The organism is Mesorhizobium denitrificans, from assembly GCF_003403035.1.
Taxonomy (GTDB): Bacteria; Pseudomonadota; Alphaproteobacteria; order Rhizobiales; family Rhizobiaceae; genus Mesorhizobium_G; species Mesorhizobium_G denitrificans.
In genome coordinates this window covers 212,704-225,310 of record NZ_QURN01000007.1, presented here as the reverse complement: position 1 = coordinate 225,310, position 12,607 = coordinate 212,704, and the positions used below count along the sequence as shown (strand labels likewise).

General features: G+C 58.3%; 11 protein-coding genes. 6 read left to right on the top strand and 5 right to left on the bottom strand.

Annotated features, from left to right (window positions below):
- Window positions 1–7: 7 nt before the first annotated feature.
- The 5 genes from DY251_RS11470 (at window position 8) to DY251_RS11450 (ending at window position 3,915) form a co-directional block, all read left to right on the top strand.
- Window positions 8–808 (top strand): COG4705 family protein, encoded by an 801-nt coding sequence (locus DY251_RS11470; protein ID WP_116624026.1) that lies wholly within the window; start codon window positions 8–10, stop codon window positions 806–808.
- 5 nt (window positions 809–813) lie between these two features.
- Window positions 814–1,392 carry a dual specificity protein phosphatase family protein gene (locus DY251_RS11465; RefSeq protein WP_116624069.1) on the top strand — a complete coding sequence of 193 codons (579 nt, stop codon included), beginning with the start codon at window positions 814–816 and terminating at the stop codon, window positions 1,390–1,392.
- A gap of 39 nt (window positions 1,393–1,431) precedes the next feature.
- The gene (locus DY251_RS11460) at window positions 1,432–2,109 is read left to right on the top strand and encodes a winged helix-turn-helix domain-containing protein (protein WP_116624025.1); all 678 of its coding nucleotides are present in this window, start codon (window positions 1,432–1,434) and stop codon (window positions 2,107–2,109) included.
- Window positions 2,102–3,451, top strand: a complete 1,350-nt coding sequence (locus DY251_RS11455) for a sensor histidine kinase (RefSeq protein ID WP_342633566.1) — start codon at window positions 2,102–2,104, stop codon at window positions 3,449–3,451. The genes DY251_RS11460 and DY251_RS11455 overlap by 8 nt, the downstream gene beginning before the upstream one ends.
- 92 nt (window positions 3,452–3,543) lie before the next feature.
- Window positions 3,544–3,915 carry a PepSY domain-containing protein gene (locus DY251_RS11450; RefSeq protein ID WP_158553249.1) on the top strand — a complete coding sequence of 124 codons (372 nt, stop codon included), beginning with the start codon at window positions 3,544–3,546 and terminating at the stop codon, window positions 3,913–3,915.
- A 66-nt stretch (window positions 3,916–3,981) separates the two neighbouring features.
- On the opposite strand, the gene DY251_RS11445 is transcribed toward DY251_RS11450, so the two are convergent.
- From DY251_RS11445 to DY251_RS11430, 4 genes are all read right to left on the bottom strand, one after another.
- Entirely contained in the window at window positions 3,982–5,721 is a 1,740-nt protein-coding gene (locus DY251_RS11445; RefSeq protein ID WP_116624022.1) for a Mur ligase family protein, read from the bottom strand.
- A 3-nt stretch (window positions 5,722–5,724) separates the two neighbouring features.
- Complete coding sequence (cphA, locus tag DY251_RS11440) at window positions 5,725–8,526, bottom strand: cyanophycin synthetase (RefSeq protein WP_116624021.1); 2,802 nt, start codon at window positions 8,524–8,526, stop codon at window positions 5,725–5,727.
- A 28-nt stretch (window positions 8,527–8,554) separates the two neighbouring features.
- Entirely contained in the window at window positions 8,555–9,427 is an 873-nt protein-coding gene (locus tag DY251_RS11435; protein WP_116624068.1) for a cyanophycinase, read from the bottom strand.
- A gap of 193 nt (window positions 9,428–9,620) precedes the next feature.
- Window positions 9,621–10,724, bottom strand: coding sequence for a saccharopine dehydrogenase family protein (locus tag DY251_RS11430; protein ID WP_116624067.1), 1,104 nt, complete (start codon window positions 10,722–10,724; stop codon window positions 9,621–9,623).
- 120 nt (window positions 10,725–10,844) lie between these two features.
- Between DY251_RS11430 and DY251_RS11425 the strand changes: the two genes are divergently transcribed.
- Window positions 10,845–11,273: an Lrp/AsnC family transcriptional regulator gene (locus DY251_RS11425; RefSeq protein ID WP_116624020.1), complete on the top strand. Its 429-nt coding sequence runs from the start codon at window positions 10,845–10,847 to the stop codon at window positions 11,271–11,273.
- A gap of 55 nt (window positions 11,274–11,328) precedes the next feature.
- On the opposite strand, the gene DY251_RS11420 is transcribed toward DY251_RS11425, so the two are convergent.
- Window positions 11,329–12,606: a cytochrome c gene (locus DY251_RS11420; protein ID WP_116624019.1), complete on the bottom strand. Its 1,278-nt coding sequence runs from the start codon at window positions 12,604–12,606 to the stop codon at window positions 11,329–11,331.
- Window position 12,607: the final 1 nt, after the last annotated feature.

The following is a 12,607-nucleotide window of genomic DNA, read 5'->3' as shown; positions in this document are numbered from 1 at the left end:
ATTTCCTATGGAACAGATAGACAAACGCATCGAACCGGGTTTGAGCCGAGTGCCCGAGGTCACCTTGGATTTCTGGCTCATTAAGTTGCTGGCTGTCACCATGGGTGAGACAGCAGCGGATTATCTGGCCGTCAATCTCGGTTTTGGCCTTACAACCACATCAGCGCTAATGGCCGGGCTGCTATGCATCGCTCTTGCGGTCCAATTTTCCATGAGACGATACGTGCCTTGGGCCTATTGGATTGCAGTAGTGCTGATCAGCGTTGTTGGAACCTTGGTTACTGACAATCTGACAGACAATTTCGGCATACCGCTGGAAACGAGCACAATCCTTTTCACGGTATTGCTCTGCACGACGTTTGCAGTCTGGTATGCACTGGAAAGAACGCTCTCCATCCACACGATCTATAGCTTCCGCCGTGAGGCAATGTATTGGCTGGCAATCCTCTTTACGTTTGCGCTGGGCACTGCAGCCGGTGATCTCGTCGCCGAGCAGTTCGAGTTCGGCTATCTCACAACCGGCCTGATATTTGGCGGCGTTATCGGGGTAATCGCCTTCGCCTATTTTGTGCTCAATTTGAACGCAATCTTGGCGTTCTGGCTGGCCTATATTTTTACGAGGCCACTCGGGGCATCGTTTGGCGATCTCCTGAGTCAACCAGTTGAGTATGGAGGTCTTGGGTTTGGGACTACCTATACAAGCCTGATGTTCCTGGCAGCCATCATTGCCTTGGTCGCTTTCATGACCTTGCGCCAGCGCGAAGCCCATATCACTCCGATCATGCCAAAGACCGCTGGGCTGAAATGATGACAATGGTCGGGACAAACTTTCGCTGGTGGCGTCGCCCAGGTTTTTACATTGTTGCGGTTGTGCTTGTAGTTTGCCTGGCGCCGGCGGCCGCACCGCTAATTGGCAACAACTTCTATGTGCTGGTAGATGGACAAGCCTACCGGTCAGCACAGCCTAACGGCGAGGAAATACGCAAGTACGCGTTGGAGCGCGGTATCGCGACGATCCTCAATCTTCGTGGAGCAAACTCAGGTGCTCCCTGGTATGACGAGGAAGTCGCAACAGCACGGCAACTGGGCATCGAGCACATCGATTTTGCGATGTCGGCTAGGCGAGAACTCACGCCAGAGCGCGCCATGGAGCTTATTTCAATCATGAAAAATGCCAGGAAGCCGCTGCTCATTCACTGCCGTGCCGGAGCTGACAGGACCGGTCTGGCGTCAGCTCTTTACATGGCCTTTATCGCTCATAGGGGCGAGGCGGCGGCGGAATCTCAGCTCTCGCTGAGGTTTGGCCACTATGCTTTGCCCGTCATAGGCACCGAACAGATGGACCTTACCTGGGAAGCAATGGAGCCGTATTTCGGTTTCCCGAAATCCTGAGCTGCGGTAATGAGAAAATGACGAGGGTCAAACTGCTCGATGCGCATCCTTTTAATCGAAGATGATAAGAAAACATCTGACTACATTGCCAAGGGCCTCACCGAAGCCGGGCACATTTGCGATGTGCTTGCAGATGGGAGAGACGGCCTTTTCGCTGCCACGAGCGGCAGTTACGACGTTATCGTGGCCGACAGGATGCTTCCAAGCCTGGAAGGGCTTTCGCTAGTGAAGTCAGCCCGGGCAGCAGGCACACGAACGCCCGTCATTTTTGTCACTTCAGTTTCCGGAATTGAGGACCGGGTAGATGGTCTTGAGGCGGGTGGCGACGACTACCTCGTCAAACCTTTTGCGTTCTCGGAATTACTGGCCAGAATAAATGCACTTGGCCGCAGGCCACCGCCACAGGACCGGCAGACTGTGCTCAAGGTTGCCGATCTGGAAATGGACTTGATTTCCCGTCGCGTGTCTCGAGCCGGTGTCGAGATTGAGCTTCAGCCACGCGAATTTCGCTTGCTGGAAGTATTGATGCGGGGAACGGGACGGGTCATCACACGTACCATGTTGTTGGAGCAGGTTTGGGACTTTCATTTTGATCCAAAGACCAGCGTCGTCGAAACGCATGTCAGCCGATTGAGGACGAAGATCGACAAGCCCTTCGAGGTGCCTCTAATTCAAACCGTGCGTAACACAGGATACTCGCTTCGTGTTGGTGGCTAGCGGGCTGACCCGCAGCACTCCATTCAGGCTCGCGGTTACTTTCGCCACTTTTCTGATCGCCGCGTTTCTCCTGTCGGGTCTCGTGGTCTACCAGATCGTGAGCGCGGAGTTGAATGACCGTGTCGATGAAGATCTGCAGAAGACCTTCTCTCTCCTCAGCGCCGCGTATGGCAAGGACGACTTGGAGGATCTGATCAGCTCGGTGAGCAGCTATGCGGACCTTTCGGTTGGCAACGAACAACTGTTCTCGCTGGTGGGATCCGATGGGCAGCCGCTTGCGGGAACTTCTGCGATAAGGGGCTTTGTGGCGCCGCTTGGTTTTTCTAATGTTGCGGCTGGTTCACTTGGACTGGGTGGAGACGTCGCATATCGCGTCTATAGCGGCAAGATAGGTCCCAACAAACTATCGATCGCCTACAGCAACGACGACACCGACGAGTTAAAGCAACTGGTCCTCTCGAGTTTCGCTTGGGCCATGATCATCGCCGCAGCCCTTGCCGTGTCCGGTGGTGCGCTCCTCGCCGCTCGCGTCCAGCATCGGCTCAACACAATTGCGCAAACGATGGACGAGGTGTCGCGTGGGTCGCTCGGATCTCGCATCCCACTTGTCGGCAATCGTGATGATATCGATGCTGTTGCCTCACAGGTGAATGCTGCACTCGACCGCCTTGTCGCCCTCATGGAAGGTCTGCGACAGGTTGGATTCGATATCGCGCACGACCTTCGGACTCCATTGAACCGGCTGCGGATCACTCTGGAAAGCGCGTTGGAGAAAGCTGACACTCCGGAAATCATCGCCGATCTGGAGGAAGCTCGATCCGACATCGACAAAACCACGCAGACCTTTGACGCTCTGTTGCGTATTGCCCAGATCGAAGCGGGCGCACGGAAATCACGTTTCCAGTTGCTCGATCTATCTGAAATTGTCGCCGACATTGGTGAGATCTATGGCGAGGTGGCCGTCGACCAGAACAAGACGCTCGTCAGTCGCGCTGAGCCCGGTAACATGGTGCATGGGGACCGCGAATTGCTCGTGCAGCTATTGGCGAACCTCGTTGAGAACGCGCTGCGCCACACTCCGGCAGGCGTCGCCATAAAGGTAAGTTGTCAAAATTTGGAAGGACGAAAAGTCATCTATGTAGAGGACAATGGAGCGGGAATTCCGGCCGATGAACGCGAGAAGGCTTTTCGTCGCCTCTATCGCTTGGATGCCAGTCGCAGCACGCCTGGCAGTGGGCTGGGATTGAGCATGGCCAAGGCGATAGCGGAACTGCACGGCGCACACATTTCCCTCGAAGATGCGGAGCCGGGCCTTCGCGTGACAATCGTTTTCACCTCGTAAAGGCTCGATTACCGATCTGTATGACAACGGAAATGCTCGCGAAAGAACGCGAAGGCATCTTGTTGATGGAGGGTCAATCACAGGAGCTTGATATGAAGAAACCAAAGTCAATTGCCGCGCTGATCGCCTCGTTGGGAATATTGGTGATTGCGGTTACGGGCGTAAACGCGGAATCCAATTCGCGGGAAACAGACGAAGTCTCCCTTCTGCAGAACGCCAAACTGACTGTCGAAGACGCCGCCCGCGCGGCTTTGGCCAAATATCCCGGAACCGTCTCGTCGGTCCAGATATATGACGATGCAGGCAAGCCAGCGTTCCATGTGGAAGTGGTCGGGGCCGATGGAATGCAGCAGGACGTTTCCGTCGATGGCAGCACGGGCGAAATCATGAAGATGGCTTCGAGCGACGATGCCGGTGAGCGAAACGGTGGTCACGACAACGAGGATACCGAACAAGCCGACTAGCGAATCCAGCCAGCAGCACGCGGCGGCGCATTTGGCGCCGCCTTTCGACTTCCTCTGGCTCTTGGCCTATTCGGCAGCGGCGTTGAGCAAGTCAAAGACCGCCTGCCTGTCCGCATGAACGAGCAGGAGCGCAAGGTCGCCGGGCTGCAACAGGCCGATAATTCGTTTTGCTCCGTCAACCGGAGTTTCGCAAAGCAGAACCTGATCGGCAGCGCATCCAAGACTGATCGCGGTCGCGCGCATCAGCGCGGGGATTACGCCCGGCTGGCGACCACGCAGATATTTGGGGTTCTCGGCGATTACGACACGATCCGGCCGCAATGCGAAGGCTCCCTCAACGAGCGCGCGGATCTCGTCATCCGACCGGTCGCCTGCATGCATAAGCAAAACGAGGCGGCGCTTGGCGGGAAGTGCTGCCAGAGCCGAAGTGACCGCAGCGATTGAATGAGGATTGTGAGCAAAGTCGACAAAGACCCGAGCGCCGTTGACCGAAAACTCGTTCGCGCGTCCGGGGTTACTTTTGGCGTCGCTGCGGAAGCTGGCAAGCGTGTCGCGAATAGCGGCATCCGGCAGTCCCAGTGCACGACCGGCCAATGCGGCTGCGAGCGCGTTCTCGATATTGTAGCGCGCAACCCCGCCCATAGTGAGCGGAACATCCGTCGCAGCAATCAGCGCTATCTCATCAACGCCGTCGGACAGGATTAGAACTTCGTCCTGCAACCAACCGCAGGGCTGCCCAGCGGCTCGAGCCGCACGGATCTCATCGCGCATGGGGTCCAGTGCGAACCAAACGGGCTTCTCGCCAAGGCCGTGCGCGGCCTCGCGGATTGTTGCGTCTTGCGCGTTCAGGATCAGCCAGCCACCGGGCGCAAGGCCGCGCCGAACCGCCAGCTTGGTTTCGGTCATGTCTCGCACGGTGTTGATACCATATTGGCCCAGATGGTCTGCCGCCACATTTGTCACTACAGCCGCGCGCGCCCGCGTCACCGGAAGGCCACGGCGGAGGATGCCGCCACGCGCAACTTCCAGAACACCGAGTTCCAGCCGCGGATCTCGCAACAGGCGCCGCGCTCCCGCGGGACCGGAATAGTCGCCGTGATCCAGAATATCGTCTCCGACCCGGACGAAATCGGTCGAAGACAGGCCTGAGACTTTGCCCGCCCTCTGTCCCATTGCAGCAATTAGGCGCGTTGTCGTCGTCTTGCCATTGGTGCCAGTGACCAGCGCCAGCGGGATATCGTGCAGCGCCGACCAGTCGGGGTTGGCTGGCAGATCGGCGGTATCGAAAGTCTGCCCGCCCATGCCATGGCCAAGCGTCACAGCGTCGTCGTCGAGAAGCTGGTCGATGCCGCGCCCTTGCGCCTGTTCCAGAAGATGCACGAGCGTCGGGTTGGCTTCCTTCTGCGCAATGGCTGCGATGTCAGCAGCCATGCGTTCGAAGGCAATCGCGGTTCGACCCAGCAGATCGCAAGCCGCAAAATACCACGCCGCTTCAATCACATAGGCGGCTGTCATCAACCGATCGGCGCGGGCTGCAAGGAAGAGGCTTGCGCCACCCTCAAACGACCTTGTGACGATATCGGCCCGCCAGCCCAAGCTATCGATCAGGGCTCTTAAATATGTTTGCCACAGGTCCAGAACCTTCGCAGGGGCAAAACCTGGCATGAGGCCGTCACCGACCGCGCCTCGTTGATCGCAGTAGACGTTCGGGCCAAGCAGTCGGCGGCAACCGTCCAGAACGAGTGACGGATCGTCCGGTACCGGGATTTCCAGCGCGTTTTGCAATTCCTCCGAACGGGCGTGCATGGCTCAATCGGCGATTTCGCCAGCGCCCTTTGCCAGACGAACCCCGCGTTCATCGCGGATCAGCGCGTCTCCGCTTGATAGAAGCTCTTCAAAGCCCACGGCCCGCTGCGGGGACTTTGTCGGTTGGGCGGCCATTGCCTCCCGCTCGGCCTTCTTGAAATAGATGATCTGCTTCCAGGATCGGGCAAGTTCGTCGGCGAAGACCACCAGAAGATCGCCTTCCTGAGCCGTCGCCAGGGCCGCATCGATGGCGGCGACTTCGCTCGGGAAAAGAGTGATCTGGCTGTCTTTCACGCCCTCACCCAGCAAAGTCTCGCGCATAAGACCGGGCACTTCCATCTCTGTGCGGCTACGCCGATCATCGTCAGGTTTCAGGTAGAAATGGTCGAAGTGACCCGCGAGTTCTTTCGCGGCAGCGACGATGTCCTCGTTGCGCCGATCACCCGGCATGGCCGCAACGACGAGACGACGACCTTTGACGTCGAGCCGCGCCGCCAGCCCCGCCATGGCCGCAATAGCCGCAGGGTTGTGGCCATAATCAAGAATGACCTTGAAGGGATGTTCGTCGAAGACATTCGTGCGGCCGGGCGCCTGGAAAAAGCTGGTGTCGAACGTGCGCAATCCGTGGCGGATATTGTCCAGGTCAAGATCGAAGGAAAACGCCATAGCGCAGGCAAACATCGCGTTCTGCACATTGTAGAGCGCCTTGCCTTCGAGTGTTGCCGGGATCAGGTGCGACCAAAGCACCGGCAAGTGCAGCCCCTTGGAATAAATGGTTATCATGTCGCCGTTCATCGCCTTTTCCAGCACGACGGCACGGCCCCCGGCGCGAATATGCTCCTTCACCAAAGGATGGTCGGAATTCATCGTTACATAGCAGATGTGCGTTGCGTGGCAGAAATCGGCCATGCGCAGGCAGTGCATGTCATCGGCGTTCAAGACAACCGTGTCGGTCGCGGTTTCCACCACCACGCGCTTCACGACAGCCAACTCTTCAACCGTGTTGATGCCACCCATCCCCAGATGGTCCGAGGTGACATTCAGGCAGGCCGAAACATCGCAACGCTGAAAACCAAGTCCCGACCGGACAAGGCCGCCGCGCGCCGTCTCCATCACTGCGCAATCGACGGACGGATCGCGCAACACCATCTGTGCCGAGGCTGGCCCCGTCATGTCACCCTTAACGGTGAGCTTGCCGTCGACATAAACGCCGTCTGTAGAGGTCATGCCCACGATCTTGCCGGAGGACTTCATGATATGCGCCAGCATCCGGCTGGTCGTCGTCTTTCCGTTGGTGCCGGTAATCGCCGCAATCGGGATGCGTGATTGTGTGCCCGACGGAAAGAGCATGTCCATCACCCTGCCCGAAACGTCACGGGATTTGCCTTCGGAAGGCGCAACATGCATCCGGAAACCGGGAGCTGCGTTGACCTCCACGATTGCGCCACCGATATCCTTGTAGCTTCGGGTGATATCGTCGGTCAGGAAATCGACGCCGCCGACGTCGAGACCCACGGCATTGATCGTGCGCTCGGCCATGTCCTTGTTGTCGGGGTGACAGACATCGGTCATGTCGATCGCCGTGCCGCCGGTCGAAAGATTTGCCGTCGAGCGCAGATAGAACGTCTCACCCTTGGGCAAAACAGTCTCGGCGGTATAACCCGCCGCGGACATCAACCGCTCGGCTTGGCTGTCCAATTCAAGGTTCGTCAACACCTTTTCGTGGCCGATGCCGCGGCGTGGATCCTGGTTCACGATATCGACGAGCTGGGCAATGCTGTGCTTGCCGTCGCCTACCACATGCCCCGGCACCCGCTTGGCCACTGCAACCAGTTGGCCGTTCACCACCAGCATCCGATGATCCATGCCCGTCACGAACTGCTCGATCAGTATGCCACGGCTTCTCGACTGAGCCTTGGCTTCATGGAAGGCCACCTCGACCTGCGCATCCTCGGTCAAGTTTATCGAAACGCCACGCCCGTGATTGCCGTCCAGCGGCTTGACCACGACCGGAAACCCTATGCGCTTGGCCGCCCTGACCGCTTCAGTCGGCGAATAGACCAGGCGTTGCTGCGGCACCGGCAGGCCCAGATCGTTGAGCATGTTGTGAGTATCTTCCTTGTCGCAGGAGATCTCGACGGCGATGTGCTTGGTCTGGCTGGTAATGGTCGCCTGAATGCGCTGCTGATACTTGCCGTGGCCGAACTGGACGAGCGAATTGTTGTTCAACCGTATCCAGGGAATGTCGCGCTCATCGGCGGCCTTGACCAACGATCCGGTCGAAGGGCCAAATTCCTTGCGCTGCGCCATCAGCACAAAGCTTTTCAACTCGGATGGGAAGTCGAATTCCGGGTCGTATTCGTAGTCGGTCAGCGCCTTCACATGGTCCGGCAGCAGGTTCATAAGCAACTGAATGGCGAGACGACCAGCCTCAAGCCCGACGTCGCGCTGGCGATATTCATAGACCAGATTGTACTGGCCGTGCACGCCAGTGCCGCGCGTTCGGCCAAAGGTCACGTCCGATCCGGCGACGCCCTGAATTTCCAGCGCCACATGTTCGGCCACATGGCCCAGCCAGGTGCCTTCGCCTTCGCGCAGGCGGCGTATCAGGCCGCCCGGTTCGCGGTACGAGCAGCCGTGCTCGCGCAAACCCGGCAGCGCATCGATCAGGCTATCCGTCCAGCTATCGCCGAGCTTGGCGGACGGCCAGTCCTCGAGCACACCCAGATCGACCACATGCCGGATTACCGGAAACCCTGCCCATACGTTCGGGCCGACAAAAACGTTTGTCGAAACGACCTTCATGGACTGGTCCCCTTCCTGTCAATATAGGTCAGTATGATCTGACCTTGTCATATGGCAAAGCGCAGAATGCAGTTTGCTCGTCGGGCAGATAGGCGCGGCGGTTGACGAGGTCATAGCGGCACCCCTCACCCATCACGTGAACTTTCAGGTCTAGCAAGGTCAGAGGCTGGCCGGGGCCGGCCTCCCACATTGACGAATGGGTTTGATCGGAGGCGTCGACGACGGTGACCGTACCTGATCCCACCACCTCAAACACGCCCTCGGGGCCGATAAAGGCTGCCGTGTCCTCGTCGATCCCAAGCCCGATCAGGAAAGGATTGTAGGAGGAAGCCGACAGCAATCGGCCCAGACGGTTGCGCTGGGTGAAATGCTGATCGATGATGACGGCGTTCGTCAGTCCCAGGCCCGGAGCGAGGCTGGCCGCACCCTCCAATGGAGCAGAATTGCTGTCACCGCCCGCGATCATATGCTCTGACATGATCGATGCTCCGGCCGATGTGCCCGCGACATGCACGCCCGCCGCGTTATGGCGGCGGATACGCTGGGCAATGCCGGTGCCGCCGAGGATCGTGGAGAGCCGCAACTGGTTGCCGCCGGTCAGAAAAATCCCGGTGGCGCGGTCAAGCATTTCAAGATAGCGGGGATTGTCGCAGTCCGCCCGCCGCGCAATCGGCAAAAGGTCGACTTGGGCCGCACCGAGATCACTGAAGATGCGACTATAATCCAGACCGGTGGTCTCGAGTTCGGATGCGGTCGGTATCACCGCGATATTCGCTGCGCGTCCGCCCGACAGCTCGACAAAGCGACGATGAATATGCCGCTCCTTGACGCGGTCTTCGCCCCCCCCAATGGGAATTACGTATCCTCGAGTCGAGTTCGCATTAACTTGCGCCGGGCACATATTCTGCTGCACGTCCTTTTTGAGCCCGCAGGCCCAAACCAAAGATTCCAGTCGTCGTCAACGGGTAACCCCGCAATTGCTTGCCAGATTGACGAGCCAAACTGCGGATAGCAAGCGGATTCGCTTCACCAAACGGCTGTGTCTTTCGCTAAGTGACGGGTGGCGGCATCGCACCAAGCTCGAATAAGCAACGTCAGCGCCCGAACCGTCCAACCGCTTCCTGCTGTGCGTAAACACGACCGAAGCGGTTGGCGAGGAAACTGTCGAGCGCGATGTCCTCCTGCCGCACGAAGCCCTTCGAAGGCAAGCTGCCATCGGCCAGCATGTCGAGCACTGCGCAGATGCCGGACGCCGTTGTTATCTGGATCGCCGAATGCACAATATTGCCAACGCGCTGGCTATAGATCTTGTTGGCATAGGTTTCCTGCAGCAGGCGCCCATTCTTTCTGCCGCTCACGGTCACGAACACGATCACCACATCCTGGGTCGTAGCAGGCAGAGCGCTTTCAAAGATGTCCTTCAGCACATCGCGGCGGTGGCGCAGGCCAAGGTCGTTAAGCAGCGCCTTCATGATGTTGGCGTGGCCCGGATAGCGAATGGTGCGATAATTAAGCGTACGCACCTTGCCTTTCAGCGTTTCGGCGAGCGTGCCCAGGCCGCCCGAGGTATTGAACGCTTCATAGGTGACGCCATCGAGCGAAAACTCCTCGCGCTCCTCCAGTGGCACCACCTCCACCAGCTCACCCTCGACGATTGCCTCGCACGGTTCGCAATATTCGTTGATGACGCCGTCCGTACTCCAGGTGAGATTGTAGTTCAGCGCGTTGGACGGATATTGCGGCAGCGCGCCCACGCGCATGCGTACGCTTTCCAGCGAATCGAACCGGCTGGCAAGGTCGTTTGCCACGATGGAGATGAAACCCGGTGCCAGCCCGCATTGCGGAATGAAGGTGCTCTCTGCATCGCGTGCAAGCTCTTTCACACGGCGCGTCGAAGCGACATCCTCGGTCAGGTCGAGATAGTGCACGCCGCATGTTGCGGCTGCTTCGGCAATGCGCCGCGTCAGGTGGAAGGGGGCAGCACTCAGCACGGCGAATTTGCCGGCCAGCACCTTTTCCAGTGCGCCCGTTGCACTGATATCGAGTTCCAGCGTCAACACCGCATCGGAAAGCTCCATCGCGGCCAGTTGTTCGGCGGAACGGTCGACTACAGTCACCCGATACTCGCCTGTCCCGGACAGGAGCTCTGCTATTGTGGAGCCGATCTTGCCCGCACCGACGACGACGATTTCTTTCATAACAACCCTCAAGCCCTGCTGATTCCTGCGCGAAGAAATCATTTTGCCCTGCAAAAGACAGTATGCAATTCGACAGATCGCTTGCCGATTTTGTGCAAAATGATAGAACGATTAGGCAATATGCCAAACAAAACCGAACAGACACTGATCGAGTTGTTGCGCGAGAACGCTCGTATTCCGACCGCGGAACTCGCCCGGCGGCTGGGGGTATCGCGCACGACGGTGCAAACCTACATCGACCGGCTGGAGCAGCGCGGAACCATCACCGGCTATGGCGCAAGGCTTTCGGCCGACTATGAGAAGGGTCTGGTCAAGGCACATATCCTGCTGACGGTCACGCCCAAGCTGACCGACAAGGTGGTGCGGCAATTGAAGGCGCTCTCAGCGGTTCGCACGCTGCATTCGGTCAGCGGCAGCTTCGACATGATCGTGATCGTCGACGCGCCTTCGATCAGCGACCTGGACGCGCTGCTCGACGGCATCGGTGCGATGGATGGCGTAGAGAGAACGCTTTCCTCAATCATCCTCTCGACGCGTATCGACCGCTGAACAGCCAAAATGGTCAGTTGCCGGCCAAGGTTTCGTTACCAGTCCTCAAATCGCATCAGCGCAACCGCTGGACATCCTGCACCGTAACGTTTGGCTGCTGACCGCCCCACGTCGCGCGCAACCAATTGGAAAGGTCCGCGACCTGCTGATCTGTCAAATTCGCTGCAAAAGCCGGCATGGGCTGCATGCGGGCCAAGCCAGGAAAGCGCTGTGCCGGTATGCCATGCAGGATGGTCCGATTGAGATTTGCGGCATCTTTCAGGCGCAGCGAAGCGTTGGTCGCAAGCGGCACCACAACATTTGGAATACCCATTCCCTGCACACCGTGGCAGCCGGCGCAAAGGCCATTATAGGTTTCCCGCGCAGAAGTCGCAGTCTGCTCTGGCACGGCGATCGGCTCAGGCTTGGGCGGCAGTTCTGGTTTTTGAGGCAGATTTTCGAGGTCAAACAGATAGGCCGACATAGCCTGCAAATCTTCGCTCGTCATGTACTGGCTGGAGAAATGGACAACCTCGAACATCTGGTTGGTCATGGCGCCCTGCGCAGAAATGCCAGACTTCATAAAGGTCGCAAACACCGCCGGATCGAAACCCATCTGGGTCAATCCAGCCTTTGTGATGTCGGGCGCCAACACGCCGTCAAGCATGGCTCCTTGAAGATAGCGACTGCTTTCCATGCCCATCATGAAGTTGCGCGGTGTATGGCATTCGCCGCAATGGGCAAGCGCGTCCGTCACATAACGACCCCGATTCCACATTGGCGAGTGACCAGAGACTTCAGTCGTCGTTTTGTTCGAAAGGTTCAGGAGATTCCAGAACGTCATGCCCTGCCGGATGTTGAACGGGAAAGACATATCATTGGCGCGGTTTGCCACCTTCATCGGCTCGCGGTTCATTAGGTATGCGTAGACGGCATCGACATCGTCAGTCGTCATCTTGCGATAGGAAGCATAGGGCATCGCCGGATACAGATGGCCGTGCTTGCCGACCCCGTCGCGTACTGCGCGATGGAATTCGGCGCGCGTCCAGTTCCCGATACCATTCTCCTTATCCGGCGAGATGTTGGTGGAATAAATCGTGCCGAACGGAGTTACGAATGGCATCCCGCCGGCCCACGGCGCGCCATCCCTGGCAGTGTGGCAAGCGTAACAATCGGCAGCAACAGCAACGTAGGCACCGCGCTGGGCCAGTGCCTTCATCTGATCAGCCGATAGCTGCTGCTCGATATCCGCTGCAACGACACTTTTCTCGAACATGCCAAAGAAAATTCCAGCAGCGACAAGCACGCCTATTACAACGGCCGCCAATATGGCGAGGAGCAGCTTCCTGAGCATT